Here is a 20,115-nt window from a genome sequence, read left to right as displayed (position 1 = left end):
GACCTCGATCAGACCTGGCCGGGCGGACGGCTCGTACGACCGTTGAGCCGGTCCGCCCGGGGGGTCGTCAGCGGTGGGAGCCGGTGAGCACGCGCTCCCCGGCCGCCTGCCCGTCGGGCGGCTCGGGGCGGTCGCGGCGCGGCCACAGCCGGAGCGTCTCCAGGCTGTCGAACCCGTCGAGCACCTTCTCGCCCGCCCTCCGCACCCTCAGCAGGGTCGAGGGCGGAAGGAACACGGCCCGCAGCCGCCGCCCGCGCGGCACCGCCGCCATGAGCGCCCCCCGCACGCGCCGCACGTCGGCCCCGAGCGAGCCGACCGGGCCGGGCGTGGGCGCGTACCGCAGCCGCTCCTCGGCCGAGGCGATCCTCGCGACCGAGGCCGAGGTCTCCGCGTCCAGCTCGTACTTCTCGGTGAGCCGTCTCGCGAGCGCGCGCGGGGTCTCGCTGGCCTCGTGCCCGAGCCCGAGGTCGTGCAGAGTGTCGATCAGCTCGCGCCAGGCCGCGTGGACCGCGTGCCCGAGGTGCGCGGTTCCGTCTGGGCGCCCGCTCACACGCGCCTCCTGGGCCGAGGGCCCGGCCGCCGCCTGGAGCGTCCAGGCGCGCCGGCGCCGGTGACGGGTCACCGCGCGCCCTGCCGCGGGGACCAGCACGACCAGCAGCAGGATCCCGAGGCCGACGCCGATCTTCGCGGGCACGGACAGGCCCTGGTCGACGATGATCGGGTCGGTGGACAGGCCCGCGTCGGGGTCGCGGGGGTCCCGCTTCCTCCCGGCCAGGGTCTCGGCCAGGTCGGTGGAGTCGGGGTCCGACGTCGGGCTCGCGGTCTCCCCGTCGCCGGGCGCGGCCGTCGAGACGGGCGGGCGCGAGTAGTCGGGGACGCGGGCCGTCGCCTGGCCGAGACCGCCCGCGGGGGTGGGCTCGAAGCGCAGCCATCCGGCTCCCTCGAAGTACAGCTCCGGCCAGGCGTGCAGGTCGTGGGTGCGGACCTGCCACACGCCGTCGATGAGGGAGCCGCCGGTGTAGCCGATCGCCACGCGGGCGGGGATGCCGAGCACACGGGACATCACCGCCATGGCGGCGGCGAACTGCTCGCAGTAGCCCCTGCGGTTGTTCAGGAAGTCGAGCAGCGCCTCGGTGCCGTTGCCCTGGGTGCGGAGGCTGTAGGCGAACCCGCCGTTGGAGGTGAACCACGCCTGGAGCTTGACCGCCTTCTGGTACGGCGTGTCGGAGTCGTCGACCAGGCGCTCGCTCGCGGCGGCGATCTGCTGAGGCAGGTCCGGGGGCAGTTGCAGGTACCGCTCGCCCACCTCCGGCGCGGGGGGCTCGGTCAGCCCCGTCAGGCCGTCCGGCGTCGGCTGGGGCTCCTGGCTCGCGACGTCGTACTTCTGGCCGCCGGCCGTGTCGTGGGTGGAGAAGACCATGAGCGTGCTCTCGTCGGCCCGCCAGTCGCCCTCCACCCGCACCTGCGTCGCCGGGTAAGGCAGAGGCAGGAAGCTGAGCTTCTCGACATCGTCGCTGACCGTGACCTGGGTCGTCACCCCCTTCAGGGGGACGGTCGGGGAGAGGCCGGGGGGAGAGGGCAGCGGGCCCCGCGACACGCGGTTCTCCGGGCGGCCCTTCGGCTGCGACATGGTCCACTGCACGCCGTCGAAGGTGTCCAGCGAGTACATCCTGAGGTAGCGCGGGATGTTGTCGCTGTTGGTATAGGTGAGGACCGTGGCGTTGTCGGGCAGGGTGAGCTGGCCGCGCAGGCTCGCGATCGGGTTCGGGATCGTGATCGTGTTGCCGCCCTCGCCGGTGCCGGAGCCCACGCCGAAGCCGAACAACGGGTTGGGCTGGAGGGTCGGCAGCGTGGCAGGGAGCCCGATGGCCAGGGCGATGGCCGCGAACCCGATGCGCTTTCCGGCCAGCGACAGCGGGGCGGCGTCGGTCTTGACCCTGGCGTCCGTGCCGCGCGAGCGGCGTACGAGCACCGCGCGGCCCCAGTGGCTGAGGCGCTCGCGCCCGTCCGCGGTGAGCAGGCCCACGAACCCGAGCGCGCCGATGAGGAACGCCGGCCACGCGATGGGGTCGGAGATCACCGCCGCGGGGACCGTGAACAGCGCCAGCAGCGGCAGCCCCGCGAGCGCGGCGCGGCGCGCCCGTACGGCGAGGAGGTCGACGAGCAGGGCGATCAGGCCGATGCCCCCCGCGGTGAGCAGGGAGATCCCCGGGTTGGACGGCACCGGGGCGGCGTACTGCTGGATGTCGGCGAACCCGGCGCGCGTCAGGTCGGCGAGGGCGACCACCGTGTCCTTGGTGGGGATCACCCAGGCCCACGTCTCGTCACCGGCGAACACCAGCGTCAGGTAGATCCACAGCAGCAGCAGCTCCAGCGGGGGGCCGAGCCACCGGGGCACCGTGTGACGCATGGTCAGGGCCGAGGCGACGGTCACCACGGCGATCGCGCCCATCCCGGTCCAGAACCAGGCGCCCCCGCTGAACAGCGGGTACAGGGTGATCGACACCGCGGCCGTGGCCAGGCCCGCCGCGATCGGGAGTCTCATGCGGCGTCTCCTGCCGTGATCGTGGCCTGCGGCCCGATGTACCTGCTGTTCTGGGCGGCGTCCTGCCAGACCGCCGCCAGCGAGGTGCCGGCCGGCAGCCGTACGACGCGCCAGCCCGAACCGGCGAGCACGGCGCGCGCGGTCTCGTACGACTCGTCCGCCTCGGAGTGGTGGGAGGGGGTCTGCTGCCAGCTCCGCACGTCGAGCATGACCGCCACCCCGGTGATGCCGCCGTGGCGCAGCCGGGCCAGCGCATGGGCCTCCTCGGCGTCGAGGTCGCCGAGCACGGCGACGATGAGCCCGTCGCCGCCGCCCTGCCGCAGCGCCGTGATGCCGGACTCCAGCGACCGCGCGGTGCTCTGCCGCACGACGGCGAGCGCGTCGAGCAGGGAGTTGCCCGCGCCGCCGTCGGCGAGGTGCTGGGCGCCCTGGTCGGTGACCAGTCGCAGGCCGAGGCTCTCGCGGGCCAGATGGACCCCGATGGACGCCGCCGCGGAGACCCCGACCTCGAAGGACGAGCGGGGGCCCTCGCCCCGGTGGGCGTGCCTGCGGGTGTCGAGCAGGAGCGCGCCCCGGCTCTGCCACTGCTGTTCCTCGCGGCGGACCATGAGCTCGCCGTACCGGGCGGTGGAGCGCCAGTGCACCCGGCGCAGGTCGTCGCCCTGGCGGTACTCGCGGGGCCCGATGTCGTCGTCCCCGGCCGACGCGACGCTGGTGGTACGGCTCTCGCCGCCGCCGGTCCACTCTCCCGAGAGCCGGATGTGCGGGAGCGGCACGACCTCCGGGACCACCATCAGCGTGTCGGTCGTGTTGAACGCCCGGGTGAGCTCGACCAGGCCGAAGGGGTCGGTGATGCGGACCGACAGCGGCCCGACCGGGAACCTGCCCCGCAGGTCGGACCGCACCTTGTAGTCGATCTCCCGGATGCCGCGCGACTCGACCCGGTCGAGGACGAACCGGGGGCGGGTGCCCACGGCGTAGGGAACGGTGTCCTCGATGAGGAGCAGGCCGGTGGGCAGCCGGGTGACGTTCTCCAGCCGTAGCGTCACCGTGCTGTCGGAGCCGACCGCGACCCTGCTCGGGTCGAGCCGCCTGGCGCAGCTCAGGCGGTAGCGCGTGCGCGCGACGACGAGGGCCGCGAGCAGCGGCAGCACGATGACGAGCACGCTGACGCGCAGCAGGTCGTGCTCTCCGAGGGCGATCGCGCACAGAAGTGCGGCGGTGCCGGAGGCGAGGAACGACCTGCCACGTGAGGTGAGCGCCCTCAGCCCCGCCATCACCGCCGCGATCCCGCCCCGTCGAACCCCTTCTCCAGGCTCTCGGGCACGGGGACGCGGCGCACGAGGTCGGCCATGACGTGCTCGGGGCGGCGGCGCTGACCCTGGGCCTCCAGGCTCGGCAGCAGACGGTGGGCCAGCACGGGGATGGCCAGGTCCTGCAGGTCGTCGGGGATGACGTAGTCGCGGCCCGACAGGGCGGCGTGGGCGCGGGCCGCCCGTACGAGATGGAGCGTGGCGCGGGGGGAGGCGCCCAGGCGCAGGTCGGGGGACTGGCGGGTGGCGGTGACCATGTCGATGGCGTACTTCTTGACGGGCTGGGAGACGTAGACCGCCCGCACGGCGTCGATCAGGGCCCGGACCTCGGCGGTCGTCGCCACGGGCTCCAGCTTGTCGAGCGGCGAGGACGCGCCGTGGACGTCGAGCATCTCCAGCTCGGCGGCGGGCTCGGGGTAGCCCATCGCGATCCTCGCGGTGAAGCGGTCGCGCTGGGCCTCGGGGAGGGGGTAGGTGCCCTCCATCTCGATGGGGTTCTGGGTCGCGATGACCATGAACGGCGTCTCAAGGTAGTACGTCGTGCCGTCGACGGTGACCTGGTGCTCCTCCATGCACTCCAGCAGCGCTGACTGGGTCTTGGGGGAGGCGCGGTTGATCTCGTCGCCCACCACGATGTTGGCGAAGACAGGGCCGGGCTTGAACTCGAACTCACGCGACTGCTGGTTGAAGGCGCTGACGCCCGTGATGTCGCTGGGAAGCAGGTCGGGGGTGAACTGCACGCGGCGCACCGGGCAGTCGATGGACCGCGCCAACGCCTTGGCCAGCATCGTCTTGCCGACGCCGGGCACGTCCTCGATCAGGAGGTGCCCCTCCGCCAGCATCACGGTGAGGGTCAGGCGGATGACATCGCTCTTTCCCTCGATCACCGACTCGATCGCCTCACGGATCCGATGCGCCGTGGCGACCAGACCTTCCAGCTCCTGTCCGACATCGTGGGTTATTCCCACTGGGCCTCCATGGGGGTGCGGCAGCCCCGCGCCGGGATCGTTATGCGGGGGGCTTTGCGATTCCTTCTTCATTGTGCTTACCGACACTACGATGCCGCAGGTTCCGGAGCGACTTTCCGTAATATTTCGGGTGAACAGGCTAAGTGTTCTTCTCCGGGGTCATGTTCCTGTCGCGCCGAGGTGCGAATCCCGTGACATAAGGCGACGTCGGGGCGGGTCCGGCCCCCCACTTCCCCCCACCCGCGGACCCCCTTTCCCGGCATCCCCGGCGAGAGCGGGCCAAGCGTGTCAAGGGCGGACGCCGACACGCCCGTGCGCCTGTGCGGGGGCCCTCTGGCGCTCCACTCCGCTCCACCCCGTCTGACCTGCGTAAACGCGAGCGGAACCCCGGTCGAATACCGTTTGAATCAGTTGACGGTGGGGAGAAGTGGAGTATGGTGGTGCGCAGTGGAGGGGCTGGGGTCCATGCGCCAGCCGTTCCACATGGCACGGGAGGTGGGGCCGGTGTTCCTCGGCACCCATCAACCGCGTCTGGATGAGAAAGGACGACTGTTCCTGCCGGCGAAGTACCGTGAGGAGCTGGCGGAGGGTCTTGTGATCACCAAGGGCCAGGAGCGGTGCCTCTACGTCTTTCCCGTGGAGGAGTTCCAGCGCATTACCGATGCGCTGCGCACCGCGCCTGTGACAGCCAAGGCCGTCCGCGACTACAGTCGTGTCTTCTTCGCGAGTGCTTCCGACGAGACGCCCGACAAGCAGGGGCGGATCACCATTCCCCAGAGCCTGCGTGAATACGCTGGCCTCCGCCGAGACTGTGCGGTCATCGGGGCCAACACCCGGCTGGAGATCTGGGACGCGACGGCCTGGGAGACCTACCTGGCCGACCAAGAGCAGGCGTTCTCCGAGCTGTCGGAGGAGGTGCTGCCAGGAGTCCTTTAGAAACGGTCGACTCGTCGGTGAAGACGTCGTTCGGCGAGGTCTCCACCCGCTCCCACGGTGCCTGGGAGACTCCCGGTCCACCACCAGCGCCGCCGCCAGCTGATGCACCTTCCCCGGTGTCAGGTGGCGGGGCGCGACCTGGGGACGCGGATGGGGACCTGGCCGGGCGAGCCGTTCACAGGGGTGGGGGCGTGAGCCCACCGGCGACAAGACGATACAAAAGCCGCATATCCGCGAGCAGGTAGTGTCCCGGGGTTGAACCGACACAACCATGGCGGCAAAGGGGGTTTGACCATGCATGTCGAAAATCATGCCGAGCCGGGCGGGCACGTTCCGGTGATGCTCCGCCGTGTCCTGGAGCTCCTCGCTCCCGCGCTCTCCGGTCCCAGCCCCGTTCTGGTCGACGCCAACCTGGGCCTTGGCGGTCACGCCGAGGCACTGCTGGCAGCGCATCCCGATCTTCACCTGGTCGGCATCGACCGCGATCCCACCGCCATCGAGCGGTCCACCGCGCGCCTGGCGCCGTACTCCGGGCGCGTGACCCTGGTGAGGGCGGTCTCCGACGAGCTTCCGGGGGTGCTTTCCCGCGCCGGGTTCCCACGGGTGGACGGCGTCCTGTTCGACCTGGGCGTCTCGTCCCCGCAGCTCGACGAGGCGGAGCGCGGATTCGCCTACTCCTACGACGCTCCACTCGACATGCGGATGGATCCCGAGCAGGAGCTCACGGCCGATGTGGTGGTCAACACCTACTCCGAGGGGGAGTTGACCCGCATCCTGCGCGACTACGGCGAGGAGCGCTTCGCGTCCCGCGTCGCGCGCTTCCTCATCAGGGAGCGCGCCGCGAGCGCCGTCACGTCCACCAAGCGACTTGCGGAGATCGTCCGCGAGGCGATCCCCGCCGCGACCCGACGAACCGGGGGAAATCCCGCAAAAAGAACGTTCCAGGCGTTACGGATCGAGGTGAATGGGGAGTTGACCGCTCTCGAACGGGCGCTTCCCGCCGCCCTCGACGCACTGGCGGTCGGAGGGCGCGTGGTCGTGCTCTCCTACCACTCACTTGAGGACCGGCTGACCAAGCAGGCCCTCACCGCGCGAACCAGGGACACCAGCCCTCCGGGGCTGCCCGTCCCGCTGCCGGCCCACCAGCCGAGGTTCCGCTTGGTGACGAGGGGAGCCGAGCTCCCAGACGAGGAGGAGGTCGCGCGCAACCCGCGCGCTGCCTCGGCCAGGTTGCGGGCCGCAGAGAGGATCCGGGAGCCGGAATGAGCGTTGACAAGGAGAACACCCAGGACACCGGCATGGGCGACGGCGCGATCGCGCTCGGTGAGAGGCCCTCGCGCGCGCCGGGTGGGGTCGCGGCGCCTCCGAGGCCCGAAAGGACCGTGCCCTCGGGGCCCGGGAGGACCGTTCCTTCGGGGCCCGGAAGGACCGTGCGGCGCTCCGCCGCGCCCCGCCCGGCGCGGCGCGGCGCGGCGACCAGGCCGGCCGCCGGTGGCGGCGCCGCCCAGGGCACGCGGCGGGCGTCCGCGCCGCGGGCCCCGTTCGTGCTGCTCGTCGTCGGCCTGCTGTGCGGCGGCCTGGTGAGCCTGCTGCTGCTCAACCTGGTGCTCGCGCAGGACTCTTTCAGGGTGAACGACCTGCGCAAGACCACCGAGCAGCTACGCCAGCAGGCCCAGGACAAGGACACCGAGGTCATGCTGAAGGACCAGCCGGGAGCGCTCGACCAGCGCGTCAAGAACGACGGCTCGGGCGTGAGGCCGGACACCACCGAGCCGGAGGTCCTCGTGGTCCAGGAGGGCTCGGGCGGCTCCGGCCGTGACGACACGGCGAACGCGGCGGGAGCGGACGCTCAGGCGCAGGCGGAGGTCGCGAGGCCGTGAGAGAAGGCGGCGGCCGTCCCCCGGGGCCGGGCCGCAGCGGGCCCGGCAACGGGCCCGGCGGTGGATCCGGGGGCGGGCGGGGCGGCCCCGGCGGCCCCCGGCGCACCTCCGGTTCCGGAGGGCGCACCGGACGGCCCGAGGGCCCCGGGCGTCCCGACGGCTCTGGAGGGCGTCCCGACGGCCCCGGGCGTCCCGGCTCCGGAGGGCGTCCAGGCGACGCCGATCGCCCCCAGGGTTCCGGACGTTCCGATGGCTCCGGCCGGTCGGAAGGCTCTGGACGTTCCGGCGGTTCCGGACGGCCGGAAGGCTCTGGACGTTCCGAGGGCTCTGGACGGATCGACGGCTCCGGGCGGGTTGACGGGGCCGGGCGGGCCAAGGGGCCGGGCCGGTCACAGGGATCCGGCCGGACCGACGGGCGCACCGGCCGTCCCGAGACGGCGCCCGGCTCCGCCGGGTCCGGCCGTCCGCCACGATCCGAGGCTTCCGGATCCGGACGGCCGCCCCGCCCCGACGGCCCGTCCAGGACGGGCGCGGCCGGACGCCCCCCAAGGCCCGGCAGGGGCGGGCCCGAGGCCACAAGCCCGCTGCCCCGCCGCCTCCTCGGCCAAGGCCGGGACTCGCGGCGCGTCCCGCCGGCGGGACGCGCCGGCATGGACGGGCCGACCCGCCGCGCGGTGCCCCCCCGTTCCTGGGCGCCCCGGCCCGTGGCCCCGCTGCGCCTCGGCAACCCGGCCCGGCGGATCAACATCGGCCTGATGGGCATGGCCGTCGTGCTGTCGCTGTTCGCCGGACGGCTCGTCCAGCTCCAGGGGCTCGACTCCAAGGTCTTCGAGGCCAAGGCCGCCTCGCTCCGGGTGCGCGAGGAGACGCTGCCCGCGCGCCGTGGCTCCATCACCGACGTCAACGGCCACGCGCTGGCCGTCACGGTGGAGGCCCGCGAGATCTCCGCGGACCCGACCAAGGTGCCGCCCGCCGAGCGCGACCAGGTCGCCACGACCCTCGCCACGGCGCTCGGCGCCGACAGGGCCGACATCGTGGCCAAGCTCTCCCTGCCGAGGACCCACTACACGCTGCTCGCGCGCGACGTCCCCCTCGGCACCGCCAAGAGCGTGCTCGACCTGAAGATCGACGGGGTCGCCGCCGCGCCGCAGTACCGCAGGCTCTACCCGGGCGGGAACCTCGCAGGCGGGCTGGTGGGCTTCGTCGGCGACGCGGGCACCGGCCTGACCGGGTTCGAGCAGACCTACGACAAGCTCCTCGGCGGCAAGGACGGCCGCCAGACCATCGAGATCGGCGGCACCGGGCAGCGCATCCCCATGACGCGGAGCACCCGGCAGGAGCCGGTGGCAGGGCAGGGCGTGCGGCTGACCATCGACCGCGACATCCAGTGGGCCGCGCAGGAGGCGATCGCCAAGCAGGTCAAGGCCGCGGGGGCCCGCAGCGGCAGCGTGATCGTCATGGACGTGCGCAACGGCCAGGTGCTGGCCATGGCCAACGCCCCGGAGGTCGATCTCAACAAGTGGAGGTCGCTTCCCGCCACCGACTGGGGCAACCGGGCGGTGTCGGAGGTCTTCGAGCCCGGCAGCACGAACAAGGTCATCACGGCCGCCGCCGCGCTGGAGGCGGGGGCGGTCAGGCCCGAGACGGTGTTCGAGGTCAAGGACAAGTACCAGTGCGCCGACCGGCTGCTCAGCGACGCCCACCCGCACCCGCCCGAGCATCTGACCTTCACGGGGATCATCGCCGAGTCCAGCAACGTAGGCACGATCATGGCCGCCGAGCGGATCGGCGACCAGTCGCTGTACGACATGCTCAAGGGGTTCGGCTTCGGCGCCAAGACCGGCGGGGGCTTCTACGGCGAGGAGGCCGGGCTGCTCCCCAAGCGCGAGTCGTGGTCGGGGAGCCAGCGGTGCACGATCGCCTTCGGGCAGGGCGTCTCGGTGACGGCCCTGCAGATGGCGAGCGTCTACCAGACCATCGCCAACGGAGGCGTGCGGATCACGCCGCAGATCGTCGCGGGCACGGTCGATCAGCACCACAGGCTCATCCCGGCGAAGGCGCCCAAGCAGACCAGGGTCATCGGTCCCCGTACGGCCAAGGACATCTCGCGGATGCTGGAGGCCGCGGTGAGCGCCGAGGGCAGCACCGGCTCGCTCGCCGCCATCAAGGGATACCGAGTAGCGGGTAAAACCGGCACCGCAATGCGATACGACGAGAACTGCCGAGGGTATTGCGGATATACCGCTACGTTTGTGGGGTTCACTCCCGCGGACGCGCCGCGTCTGGTGGTGCTGGCCGTCATTCAGGCACCCGAGAACGGCCACTTCGGCGGGGAGATCGCCGCGCCTGTGTTCAAGGATGTCATGACGTTCGCGTTGAAGAGCCGAAAGATTCCGCCGACCGGTACGACCGCTCCATCGGTGCGCATGAGCACCGACGGGTGACGGGGGAAGGTACGCTCTCGCCCGTGCGTCCCCCGTCGTCTATGCGTCCCACGGCATGCCCGGTCCGCCCGCTGTCCGGCCTGGCGGCCCTGCTCGGCGCGCCCTCCGGCGGCCCTCGCGCGCCGCTCGCCGCCGTCACCGGCATCACCATCGACTCGCGCCAGGTGCGCCAGGGCGATCTGTACGTCGCGCTGCCCGGCCGCGCCGCCCACGGCGCCGCGTTCTCCGGTGACGCCGTCGCCGGCGGGGCCGTCGCGATCCTGACCGACCCCGCCGGCCGTCCCGCCGCGGTCGCGGCCGGGGTGCCGGTGCTCGTGGTGCCCGACCCGCGCTCCGTGCTCGGCCAGGCGGCCGCCTGGGTGTACGGCCGGCCCGCCGCGGGCGTCGTCGTGCTCGGCGTGACGGGCACCAGCGGCAAGTCGACCACCACGTTCCTGCTGGAGGCGGGCCTGCGGGCCGCGGGCCACCGCACCGGCCTGATCGGCGGCGTGGAGATCCACGTGGGGGACAAGAGCTTCCCGCCCACGCTGACGACTCCCGAGGCCAGCGACCTGCAGGGCCTGTTCGCGCTCATGCGCGAGGAGGGCGTCACCGCCGCCGCCATGGAGGTGTCGAGCCACGCCCTGGCGCTCAAGCGCGTCGACGGCGTCTTCTACGACGTGGCGCTGTTCACCAACCTCTCGCAGGACCACCTCGACTTCCACAGCGACCTCGACGACTACTTCCTGACCAAGGCCCGGCTGTTCACCCCCGAGCTGTGCCGGGTGGGCGTGGTCAACATCGACGACGACCACGGCAGGGAGCTCGTGGGCCTCGCGAAGGTGCCCGTCACCACGTTCTCCGCCCGGGGCGCGCCAGAGGCCGACTGGCGGGCGCAGGACGTGCGTCTCGGCGCCGACGGCAGCACCTTCCGGGTGATCGGCCCCGGCGGCATCGAGGCCGACGTGTCGGTGGCCCTGCCGGGCCCGTTCAACGTCGCCAACACGCTGGGCGCGCTGGTCACCCTCGTGGAGGCCGGGGTGCCGCTGCAGGCCGCCGTGCACGGCGTGGGGACCGTCACCGGCGTCCCGGGCCGCATGGAGCGCGTGCCGGGCACCCGGGGCTTCCAGGCGATCGTCGACTACTCCCACAAGCCGGGCGCCGTCGAGTCGGTGCTGGCGGCGCTGCGCGAGGTCACCTCGGGCAGCCTGATCATCGTCCTCGGGTGCGGCGGCGACCGCGACCGGGGCAAGCGGCCCATGATGGGGGACGCCGCCGCGCGGCTCGCCGACGTGGCGATCCTCACCAGTGACAACCCCCGCACCGAGGACCCTTTGCGGATCCTCGGCGAGATGCTGGAGGGGGCACTCGGCGTGCCCCCGCACGAGCGCGCCCATGTGATCATGGAACCCGACAGGGCCGCGGCGATCGACCTCGCGATCGGCCGGGCCGTACCCGGCGATGTGGTCGTCGTCGCCGGCAAGGGCCATGAGCAGGGTCAGTACATCGACGGTGAAGTGCTGCCGTTCGACGACAGGCAGGTGGTCGCCGAGGCCATCGGCAGACGAGAGCGCATGTGACCGACGGCGTTGTGCGAGGCTGAGCCGGTAGCCCGGCCGGGCGCCCAGGGGCGAGGCGCGGGCCCCCCGCACACCCACGAGCAGCTTGTATGGAAGTAGGGAAGAAACGAATGATCCCGTTGCCGCTGGCAAGGATCGCCGAGATCACCTCGGGTGCCCTCGCGGGCATGGCCGATCCCCGCGCCGTGGTCCGCGGGCCCGTCCTGATCGACTCGCGCGCCGCCGAGCCCGGATCGCTGTTCGTGGCGATCAGGGGGGAGCGGGCCGACGGGCACGACTTCGCCGCCCAGGCATGTGAGGCCGGCGCGGTGGCCGTGCTCGCGAGCCGGCCCGTGGAGGCGCCCTGTCTCATCGTGGGCGACGTCCTCACGGCGCTGGCCGAGCTGGCCACCGCCACGGTCGCCGCGCTGCCGCGCACGACCGTCGTCGGCGTCACCGGGTCGGCGGGGAAGACCACCACCAAGGACCTGCTCGCCAGGCTGACCGCGCTGATCGGCCCGACGGTCGCCCCCGTCGGCTCCTACAACAACGAGATCGGCCACCCCCTCACGGTGCTGAGGGCCGGCGAGGACACCCGGTTCCTCGTCCTCGAACTCAGCGCCCGTTCCGAGGGCCACATCGCCGACCTGGCGCGCATCGCCCCGCCCAAGATCGGCGTGGTGCTCAACGTCGGCACCGCCCACCTCGGCGTGTTCGGCGGCCGCGAGCAGATCGCCAAGGCCAAGGGCGAGCTGGTCGAGGCGCTGCCCGCAGGCGGGGTCGCGGTGCTCAACGCCGACGACCCGCTCGTACGGCCCATGGCCGAACGCACCCAGGCCCGCGTCAGCTGGTTCGGCCGCTCCCCGGGCGCGGGCGTGCGGGCCGAGAACGAGACGATGGACGAGCGTGGCAGGGCGTCGTTCAGGCTGGTGACCCCGTCGGGCGCCGCGGACGTACGGCTGCGCCTCTACGGGGCGCACGCCGTCGAGAACGTCCTCGCCGCCGCGGCGGCCGCGTACGAGCTGGGCCTGCCGGTGGCGACCATCGCCGAGGAGCTCTCGCGCGCCGAGCCGCGCAGCCGGTGGCGCATGGAGGTCACCGACCGGCCCGACGGCGTGACCGTGATCAACGACGCGTACAACGCCAACCCCGACTCCATGCGCGCGGCGTTCCAGACGCTCGGCGTCCTCGGCGGGGAGCGGCGCAGGTTCGCCGTGATCGCCTCGCTGCGCGAGCTCGGGGACGAGAGCGACACGCTGAACGAGGGGGTCGGCCGGCTCGCCGCCGAGGCCGGCCTCACCGGGCTGTGGGTGGTCGGGGAGAATCCCTGGCCGGTCCTCGCGGGCGCCAAGGGGGCTCCGGCCGTCCATGTGCCGGCCGCGGCCGACGCCGCGGCCGAGCTGGCCGCACAGCTGCGTCCAGGGGACGTGGTGCTCGTCAAGGGCCCCCGCGCCGCCGGTCTCGAACGCGTCGCCGAGGCGCTGCTGGGCGGTGATGCCCGATGATGGACGTCCTCGTCGCCGCGGCGGTGGCGCTGCTGCTGTCGATGCTCGGCACCCCTCTGGCGATCAGGCTGTTCAGCCGCCGCGGCTACGGTCAGAACATCCGTGAGGAAGGGCCCTCCGGCCACCACGAGAAGCGCGGCACGCCCACCATGGGCGGCACGGTCCTGGTCATCGCCGCGCTCATCGGGTTCGCCTGCTCCCACCTCGCCACGTGGACGCCGCCCACGGTCTCCGCCGTGCTGGTGCTGTTCCTCATGGCCGGGCTCGGCACGGTCGGCTTCCTCGACGACTTCATCAAGATCTACAAGCAGCGGAGCCTCGGCCTGCGCAGCGGGGCCAAGGCCCTCGGGCAGCTCATCGTCGGCGCCGTCTTCGCGGTGCTGGTGGTCCGGTTCCCGAACGCCTACTCGATCACGCCCGCCGAGACGCGCCTGTCGTTCCTTCGGGACTTCGGGCCGTCGGTCGGCATCGTGGTCTTCACGATCTGGGTCCTCATCATGATCGTGGGCTTCTCGAACGCCGTGAACCTCACCGACGGCCTCGACGGCCTCGCCAGCGGCGCCACCGGCGTCGTCCTCGCGGCCTACGTGCTGATCGGCAACTGGCAGCTCCGCAACAGCTGCCTGAACCAGCTCGGCCCGAGCTGCTACTGGGTGCGCGATCCGCTGGACCTCGCGGTGGTGGCGGCGGCCGTCCTCGGCGCGCTGGTCGGCTTCCTGTGGTGGAACGCCCCGCCCGCGAAGATCTTCATGGGCGACACCGGCTCCCTGGCCCTCGGCGGGGTGCTCGCCGGGCTGGCGATCACCACGCGCACGCAGTTCCTTCTGTTCATCCTCGCCGGCCTGTGCGTCATCATCACCGCCTCGGTCATCATCCAGGTCGGCTTCTTCAAGATGACGGGCAGACGGGTCTTCCGCATGGCCCCGCTCCAGCACCACTTCGAACTGGCGGGCTGGGCCGAGACGACCATCGTGGTCCGCTTCTGGCTGATCGCCATGCTGTGCGCCGCCGCCGGCCTCGGGCTGTTCTACGTCGAGTGGATGCCCAAGCAATGAGCACCGTCTGCGTGGCGGGGCTCGGGGTGTCGGGGATGGCCGCCGCCCGCGGTCTCGCCCGTACGGGCGCGCACGTCATCGTGGTGGAGACCGGAGACGGCGAGCGGCAGCGGGCCGCCGCGGCCGAGCTGGCCGCGCTCGGCGTGGAGGTGCGCTTCGGCGGCGGGCTGCCGCCCGAGGCCGCCATGGTCGTCACCTCGCCGGGCTGGCGTCCCGACCACCCCCTCCTGCTGGAGGCGGCGGCCAGGGGCGTCGAGGTGATCGGCGAGGTCGAGCTGGCCTGGCGGCAGCGGCCCGAGGGCGCCGCCCCCTGGCTGGCACTCACCGGCACCAACGGCAAGACCACCGCGGTGCGCATGCTCACCGCCATGCTGAGGGCCGCCGGGCACGACGCGGCGGCCGTGGGCAACGTCGGCACCCCCATCGTCGAGGCCGTCGGCGGGCCGTACGACGTGCTCGCGGTCGAGCTGTCCAGCTTCCAGCTCCACTGGTCGTCGAGCCTGGCCCCCCGCGCCGCCTCGATACTCAACGTGGCCGACGACCACCTCGACTGGCACGGCTCGATGGAGGAGTACGCCCGCACCAAGGCCCGCGTCTACGAGCGCGCCGAGGTCGTCGTCCACAACGCCGACGACGCGTGGTCGGCCCGCCTGGCCGCGCCGTACGCCGGCGGGCCCGCGCGGGTGGCCGGCTTCACGCTCGGCGTGCCCGCGCGCGGGCAGCTCGGCCTCGTGGAGGATTTGCTCGTCGACCGCGCCTTCGTCGAGGACCCCGACGGGGGGGCCGAGGAGCTCGCGACGCTGGCCGACGTCCGCCCGTTCGCCCCGCACAACGTGGCCAACGCGCTGGCCGCCGCGGCGCTGGCACGCGCGCACGGGGTCCCCGCCGCCGCCGTGCGGCAGGGACTGCTCAACTACGTGCCCGACCCGCACCGCATCGCCCACGTCGCGCGCCTCGCCGAGGTCGACTACGTGGACGACTCCAAGGCCACCAACCCGCACGCCGCCGCCGCGTCCCTGGCCTCCTACTCCACCATCGTGTGGATCGCCGGGGGGCTGCTCAAGGGCGCCGACGTCGACGACCTCGTGCGGCGGGCGGCGGGCCGGTTGCGCGGAGCCGTCCTCCTCGGGGCCGATCGGGCACGAATTCGCCAGGCTCTGGCGCGACACGCGGCGAATGTTCCGGTCGTGGAGGTCGATGGGCAAGACACTGGGGTCATGGACCGTGTCGTCACCGAAGCCGCCAGGCTCGCCTCCCCGGGGGACACCGTGCTGCTCGCCCCCGCCGGCGCGTCGCTGGACATGTTCGCCGACTACGGCGCCCGTGGGGAGGCCTTCGCCCGAGCCGTCCACCGCCTGCGGGCGCGATGAGCGACGTCCCGATCGCGCCGGGGCGCGCGCAGGCCGCCGGATGGCGGCGCGAGCGGCTGTCCGCCCTCGGCGAGCTGCTGAACCGCCCGCTCACTTCCTACTACCTGGTGCTCGGGTGCAGCGCGCTGCTGCTGGCGCTCGGGCTGATGATGGTGCTGTCGGCCTCCAGCATCGAGGCGCTGCAGAAGACGGGGAACCCCTTCTACTGGTTCCTCAAGCAGTCGCTGTCGGTCGGGCTCGGCATCCCGGTGATGTGGATCTGCTCGCGGCTGCCGCAGCGGTTCTTCCGGCTCGCCGGCTACCCCCTGATGGCCTTGTCCATCATCGGCCTGATCATGGTCATCTTCATCGGCGAGACCGAGCTGGGCGCCCAGCGGTGGATCTACATGGGCGGGCTCACCATCCAGCCGTCCGAGCCCGCCAAGCTCGGCCTGGTGCTCTGGGGCGCCGACCTGCTCGCGCGCAAGGCCAAGGGCGGCCTCATCGAGTGGCGGCAGCTCCTGATCCCCCTCATGCCCGGCACCGCGATCCTCGCGGTCATGGTCATGCTCGGGCGCGACCTCGGCACCACGCTCGTGCTCATGCTGATATTCCTGGCGCTGCTGTGGGTCGTCGGCGCGCCGCTGCGGCTGTTCTCCGGCATCCTCGCCGTCGCCGCGCTGGCCACCATCATCATGATCAGCGTCGAGGGCTACCGCTCGGCCCGCATCGAGGGCTGGCTGGACGTCTGGGGCAACGCCCAGGGGTCGGGGTACCAGGCGGCGCAGGGGCAGATCGCGATGGGCTCGGGCGGCTGGTTCGGGCTCGGCCTCGGCAGCAGCAGGCAGAAGTGGAGCTGGGTGCCACACGCCGAGAGCGACTTCATCTTCTCCATCATCGGCGAGGAGCTGGGGCTCATGGGCACGCTGCTCGTGGTCGCGCTCTTCGGCCTCCTCGGGTACGCCGGGCTGCGCGTGGCGTCCCGCGTCAAGGACCCGTTCATCCGGCTGACGGCCTCCGCCGCCGTGGCCTGGATCGCAGGTCAGGCCATCGTCAACATCGGCGCGGTCATCGGTGTGCTGCCCATCACCGGCATCCCGCTGCCGCTCGTGTCCTACGGTGGGTCGGCGCTGTTGCCCACGCTGGCGGCGCTCGGCATGCTGCTGTCGTTCGCCAAGCGCGAGCCCGGCGCGGCCGCCGCGCTCGCCGCTCGTGGACCCGGGCCCGCGGCGCGGGCTCTAAGCTGGCTTGGCCTGGGTCGCACGCTGGCGAAGATTCGCCGGACGGGGCGGCCCCGACCGACATCGAGGCACGTGGAGTGAAAGGACCGACATGAGGGTGGTCCTCGCAGGCGGCGGCACCGCCGGCCACATCGAACCCGCCCTGGCGCTGGCCGACGCGCTTCGCAGGCAGGACCCGAGCATCGGGATCACCTGCCTCGGCACCGAGCGCGGCCTGGAGACCAGGCTGGTTCCCGCGCGCGGGTACGAGCTGGCGCTGGTGCCCGCGGTCCCGCTGCCGCGCGCCATCACGCCGCAGCTGCTGACGGTCCCCGGCCGGCTGGCCGGGGCGATCAACGCGGCCGCCGGCGTCATGGACCGCGTGCGGGCCGACGTGCTGGTCGGCTTCGGCGGGTATGTCGCGACCCCCGCCTACCTCGCCGCCCGGCGGCGCGGGGTGCCGATCGCGGTGCACGAGGCGAACCCGCGTCCCGGCCTCGCCAACCGGCTCGGCGCCCGGCTCACCGACCACGTGTTCACCGGCCATCCCGACGCCGCGCTGCCCCACGCCGAGTACGTCGGCATCCCGCTGCGGCGCGAGATCGTCGCGCTCGACCGGCTGTCGACGGGCGACAAGGCCAGGTCCTACTTCGGCCTTGAGAACGACCGGCCGACGCTGCTGGTCTTCGGCGGCTCGCAGGGGGCGCGCGCCATCAACGAGGCGGCCCTCGCCTCCGCCCCGGCCCTGCGCCACGCGGGCGTCCAGGTGCTCCACGTGATCGGCCCGAAGAACACCGTCAGCCAGGAGCCCCCGCCCGGCGACCCGCAGTACGTCGTGCTGCCCTACGTCGACCGCATGGATCTGGCGTACGCGGCCGCCGACTTCGTGCTGTGCCGCAGCGGGGCGATGACCTGCGCCGAGCTCACCGCCGTGGGGCTCCCCGCGGCGTACGTGCCTCTGCCGCACGGCAACGGCGAGCAGAAGCTCAACGCGATGCCGATCGTCGAGGCCGGGGGAGGGATGATGGTCGACAACGCCGACCTGAACGCTGATTGGATCATCCAGACGGTGCTTCCCGTCCTGCGCGACCCCGAGCGGGTGGTGGCGATGTCCGACGCCGCCTCGCGGATGGGCCGCAAGGACGCCGACACGGTGCTGGCACGCAAGGTCATCGAGATCGTCTCCGCCGGAGGCCGCCGATGAGCCTTGTGAAGCTGATCGAGCCGGTGGCCGCGGGCGACCTCGGCCGGGTGCACTTCATCGGCATCGGCGGCTCCGGCATGTCCGGCATCGCGCGCATCCTGCTCAAGCGCGGCGTCGACGTGTCAGGGAGCGACGCCCGCAGCTCGCAGATGGTGTCCGAGCTGCGCGAGCTCGGCGCCACCGTGCACGTGGGCCACGCCGCCTCGCACATCAGGAACGTCGACACCGTGGTGGTGTCCACCGCGATCCGCGACTCCAATCCCGAGCTCGGCGAGGCGCTGCGCCAGGGGCTGCGCGTCATCCCGCGCGCCGCCGCGCTCTCCGCCGTGATGGTCGGGCGCGTCGGCATCGCGGTCGCCGGCACGCACGGCAAGACCACCACCACCTCGATGCTCACGGTCGCCCTGCAGAAGTGCGGGCGCGACCCCTCCTACTGCGTGGGGGGCCAGCTCGTGACCACCGGCCTCGGGGCCGACGAGGGCGCGGGAGACGTCTTCGTGGCCGAGGCCGACGAGAGCGACGGGTCCTTCCTCATGCTCGCCCCCCGGGTGGCGGTGGTGACCAACGTCGAGGCCGACCACCTCGACAACTACGGCGACCCGCAGGCGGTGCATGACAGCTTCGCCCGCTTCGTCGAGCGCATCGGCTCGGCGCTGGTGGTCTGCGCCGACGACCCGGGCGCCGCTGCGCTGATCCCGCTGGCGCGTGCCCGTGGCCTGCTCGTGCGCACCTACGGCGAGTCAGAGGACGCCGACCTCCGCGTCGTGGACATCGCTCCCGACGGGTTCGGGGTCGCGTTCACGGTGGAGGGCAAGGGCGACGTCCGGCTGGCGGTGCCGGGCCGCCACAACGCGCTGAACGCCACCGCTGCGCTGGCGGTGGCCGAGGAGCTCGGGGTCCCGTTCGACGAGTTCCGCGACGGGCTCGCGGCGTTCACCGGGGCCAAGCGCCGCTTCGAGGCCAAGGGCGAGGCGGCCGGGGTCGCGGTGTTCGACAGCTACGCCCACCACCCGACCGAGCTGGCCGCCGACCTGCGCGCCGCCCGCGACGTGGTCGCGTCGTTCTCCGGGCCGTCCGGCCGCGTCATCGCGGTCTTCCAGCCCCACCTGTACTCCCGCACCCGCTTCTTCGCCGACGAGTTCGGAGCCGCGCTCGGGCTGGCCGACGAGGCCATCGTCCTCGACGTCTACGGCGCCCGCGAGGACCCCGAGCCCGGGGTCTCCGGCGCCCTGGTCGCCGGCAAGGTCCCGCTCCCGCCCGAGCAGGTGATCTACGTGCCCGACCGGGCCTCGGTCCCGGCCATCGTGGCCGAGCGGGCCCGGCCGGGTGACGTCGTGCTCACCATGGGCGCGGGAGACGTGACCGAGCTCGGCCCGCACATCGTCGCCGAGCTCGCCTCGCGGTGAGCCAGTCGGCGTGGCGCACGGCCTTCGCCGTCCTGCTGTCCTGCGGGGTGGTGGGAGCGGCCGCCTGGCTGGTGTTCTTCTCGCCGGTCCTCGGCGTGCGCGACATCGCCATCTCGGGGAACCTCACGCTTCCCGGCGACCAGGTCCGCCAGGCGGCGGCGGTGCCCGACCGCCAGCCGATGGCCATGGTCGACCTGGAGACGGTCCGGAGCAGGATCGCCGCGCTGCGGCAGGTCGAGTCGGTCGAGGTGGAGCGGAACTGGCCGGCCACCCTCAGCGTCCGCCTGGTGGAGCGCAGGCCGGTGGCGGTCGTCCTCGGGGGCGGCAAGGCGTCGGTGGTCGACCGGCACGGGGTCGTGATCGAGGTCAGGGACGTCGCCCCGGGCGGCCTTCCCGCCCTCCACGTCGACCGTTTCGCCGCGGACGACCCCGCCACCAAGGCCGCGCTCGCGGTCGCCGGCGGCCTTCCCGGCGATCTGGCGCGCAGAGTCGAGATGGTGCGGGCCGTGTCGCCGGACGATGTCTCACTTCGCCTGGCCGACGGCCGTACGATCGTGTGGGGCGGGGCCGAGCGCACCCGTGACAAGGCGCGCATCGCCCTCACGCTGCTCCAACGCCCGGCCGACAGTTACGACGTCAGCTCACCGGATGTCGTGACAGTCAAGTGATATGCCCCACAGCCGGACAGGATCCGGCAGGAGCGAATGGGACAGGCTGCGACACGCCGGGCGAGCTTGCGGCGCGGTGAGTTG

Annotated in this window: 15 protein-coding genes; 12 read left to right on the top strand and 3 right to left on the bottom strand. The window is 72.8% G+C overall.

The annotated features are described in order from the left end of the window. Nucleotides 1–67: 67 nt before the first annotated feature. From ACGFIV_RS13095 to ACGFIV_RS13085, 3 genes are read right to left on the bottom strand one after another with little or no spacing between them, the layout of a single operon-like run. The gene (locus tag ACGFIV_RS13095) at nt 68–2,545 is read right to left on the bottom strand and encodes a DUF3488 and transglutaminase-like domain-containing protein (RefSeq protein WP_358554789.1); all 2,478 of its coding nucleotides are present in this window, start codon (nt 2,543–2,545) and stop codon (nt 68–70) included. After that, the gene (locus ACGFIV_RS13090; protein ID WP_358554792.1) at nt 2,542–3,822 is read right to left on the bottom strand and encodes a DUF58 domain-containing protein; all 1,281 of its coding nucleotides are present in this window, start codon (nt 3,820–3,822) and stop codon (nt 2,542–2,544) included. The genes ACGFIV_RS13095 and ACGFIV_RS13090 overlap by 4 nt, the downstream gene beginning before the upstream one ends. Further along, entirely contained in the window at nt 3,822–4,898 is a 1,077-nt protein-coding gene (locus ACGFIV_RS13085; RefSeq protein ID WP_358554795.1) for a MoxR family ATPase, read from the bottom strand. The genes ACGFIV_RS13090 and ACGFIV_RS13085 overlap by 1 nt, the downstream gene beginning before the upstream one ends. Nucleotides 4,899–5,330: 432 nt before the next feature. Between ACGFIV_RS13085 and mraZ the strand changes: the two genes are divergently transcribed. From mraZ to ACGFIV_RS13025, 12 genes are all read left to right on the top strand, one after another. After that, the gene (gene mraZ / locus ACGFIV_RS13080; protein ID WP_358554804.1) at nt 5,331–5,762 is read left to right on the top strand and encodes a division/cell wall cluster transcriptional repressor MraZ; all 432 of its coding nucleotides are present in this window, start codon (nt 5,331–5,333) and stop codon (nt 5,760–5,762) included. Between the two features lie 294 nt (nt 5,763–6,056). Next, nucleotides 6,057–7,028 (top strand): 16S rRNA (cytosine(1402)-N(4))-methyltransferase RsmH, encoded by a 972-nt coding sequence (gene rsmH, locus ACGFIV_RS13075; protein ID WP_358554798.1) that lies wholly within the window; start codon nt 6,057–6,059, stop codon nt 7,026–7,028. Then, nucleotides 7,025–7,642, top strand: a complete 618-nt coding sequence (locus tag ACGFIV_RS13070) for a hypothetical protein (protein WP_392834565.1) — start codon at nt 7,025–7,027, stop codon at nt 7,640–7,642. Before rsmH ends, ACGFIV_RS13070 begins: the two co-directional genes overlap by 4 nt. Before the next feature lie 650 nt (nt 7,643–8,292). Further along, the gene (locus ACGFIV_RS13065) at nt 8,293–10,086 is read left to right on the top strand and encodes a peptidoglycan D,D-transpeptidase FtsI family protein (RefSeq protein WP_392834561.1); all 1,794 of its coding nucleotides are present in this window, start codon (nt 8,293–8,295) and stop codon (nt 10,084–10,086) included. Nucleotides 10,087–10,127: 41 nt separating this feature from the next. Next, nucleotides 10,128–11,645 carry a UDP-N-acetylmuramoyl-L-alanyl-D-glutamate--2,6-diaminopimelate ligase gene (locus tag ACGFIV_RS13060; RefSeq protein ID WP_358560693.1) on the top strand — a complete coding sequence of 506 codons (1,518 nt, stop codon included), beginning with the start codon at nt 10,128–10,130 and terminating at the stop codon, nt 11,643–11,645. Between the two features lie 110 nt (nt 11,646–11,755). Then, complete coding sequence (murF, locus tag ACGFIV_RS13055; RefSeq protein WP_358560690.1) at nt 11,756–13,129, top strand: UDP-N-acetylmuramoyl-tripeptide--D-alanyl-D-alanine ligase; 1,374 nt, start codon at nt 11,756–11,758, stop codon at nt 13,127–13,129. Further along, nucleotides 13,126–14,184, top strand: coding sequence for a phospho-N-acetylmuramoyl-pentapeptide-transferase (mraY, locus tag ACGFIV_RS13050; protein WP_358560688.1), 1,059 nt, complete (start codon nt 13,126–13,128; stop codon nt 14,182–14,184). The genes murF and mraY overlap by 4 nt, the downstream gene beginning before the upstream one ends. Further along, nucleotides 14,181–15,554, top strand: coding sequence for a UDP-N-acetylmuramoyl-L-alanine--D-glutamate ligase (gene murD, locus ACGFIV_RS13045; protein WP_392834555.1), 1,374 nt, complete (start codon nt 14,181–14,183; stop codon nt 15,552–15,554). The genes mraY and murD overlap by 4 nt, the downstream gene beginning before the upstream one ends. Beyond that, nucleotides 15,551–16,855 (top strand): putative lipid II flippase FtsW, encoded by a 1,305-nt coding sequence (gene ftsW / locus ACGFIV_RS13040; RefSeq protein ID WP_392834552.1) that lies wholly within the window; start codon nt 15,551–15,553, stop codon nt 16,853–16,855. The genes murD and ftsW overlap by 4 nt, the downstream gene beginning before the upstream one ends. 10 nt (nt 16,856–16,865) lie before the next feature. Then, nucleotides 16,866–17,957 (top strand): undecaprenyldiphospho-muramoylpentapeptide beta-N-acetylglucosaminyltransferase, encoded by a 1,092-nt coding sequence (gene murG, locus ACGFIV_RS13035; protein WP_358557423.1) that lies wholly within the window; start codon nt 16,866–16,868, stop codon nt 17,955–17,957. Beyond that, nucleotides 17,954–19,363, top strand: coding sequence for a UDP-N-acetylmuramate--L-alanine ligase (gene murC / locus ACGFIV_RS13030; RefSeq protein ID WP_392834548.1), 1,410 nt, complete (start codon nt 17,954–17,956; stop codon nt 19,361–19,363). The genes murG and murC overlap by 4 nt, the downstream gene beginning before the upstream one ends. Beyond that, entirely contained in the window at nt 19,360–20,031 is a 672-nt protein-coding gene (locus tag ACGFIV_RS13025; RefSeq protein ID WP_392834545.1) for a cell division protein FtsQ/DivIB, read from the top strand. Before murC ends, ACGFIV_RS13025 begins: the two co-directional genes overlap by 4 nt. Nucleotides 20,032–20,115 lie beyond the last annotated feature (84 nt).

The sequence above is a fragment of the Sphaerisporangium sp. NPDC049003 genome (assembly GCF_043197795.1).
Taxonomy (GTDB): Bacteria; Actinomycetota; Actinomycetes; order Streptosporangiales; family Streptosporangiaceae; genus Sphaerisporangium.
This window is presented reverse-complemented; position numbering and strand designations above follow the sequence as displayed.

Coding starts and splice junctions, on each gene's coding strand:
- ACGFIV_RS13095 (WP_358554789.1), bottom strand. CDS start 2,545: ATGAGACTCCCGATCGCGGCGGGCCTGGCCACGGCCGCGGTGTCGATC.
- ACGFIV_RS13090 (WP_358554792.1), bottom strand. CDS start 3,822: ATGGCGGGGCTGAGGGCGCTCACCTCACGTGGCAGGTCGTTCCTCGCC.
- ACGFIV_RS13085 (WP_358554795.1), bottom strand. CDS start 4,898: ATGAAGAAGGAATCGCAAAGCCCCCCGCATAACGATCCCGGCGCGGGG.
- rsmH (WP_358554798.1), top strand. CDS start 6,057: ATGCATGTCGAAAATCATGCCGAGCCGGGCGGGCACGTTCCGGTGATG.
- ACGFIV_RS13070 (WP_392834565.1), top strand. CDS start 7,025: ATGAGCGTTGACAAGGAGAACACCCAGGACACCGGCATGGGCGACGGC.
- ACGFIV_RS13065 (WP_392834561.1), top strand. CDS start 8,293: ATGGACGGGCCGACCCGCCGCGCGGTGCCCCCCCGTTCCTGGGCGCCC.
- ACGFIV_RS13060 (WP_358560693.1), top strand. CDS start 10,128: ATGCGTCCCACGGCATGCCCGGTCCGCCCGCTGTCCGGCCTGGCGGCC.
- murF (WP_358560690.1), top strand. CDS start 11,756: ATGATCCCGTTGCCGCTGGCAAGGATCGCCGAGATCACCTCGGGTGCC.
- mraY (WP_358560688.1), top strand. CDS start 13,126: ATGATGGACGTCCTCGTCGCCGCGGCGGTGGCGCTGCTGCTGTCGATG.
- murD (WP_392834555.1), top strand. CDS start 14,181: ATGAGCACCGTCTGCGTGGCGGGGCTCGGGGTGTCGGGGATGGCCGCC.
- ftsW (WP_392834552.1), top strand. CDS start 15,551: ATGAGCGACGTCCCGATCGCGCCGGGGCGCGCGCAGGCCGCCGGATGG.
- murG (WP_358557423.1), top strand. CDS start 16,866: ATGAGGGTGGTCCTCGCAGGCGGCGGCACCGCCGGCCACATCGAACCC.
- murC (WP_392834548.1), top strand. CDS start 17,954: ATGAGCCTTGTGAAGCTGATCGAGCCGGTGGCCGCGGGCGACCTCGGC.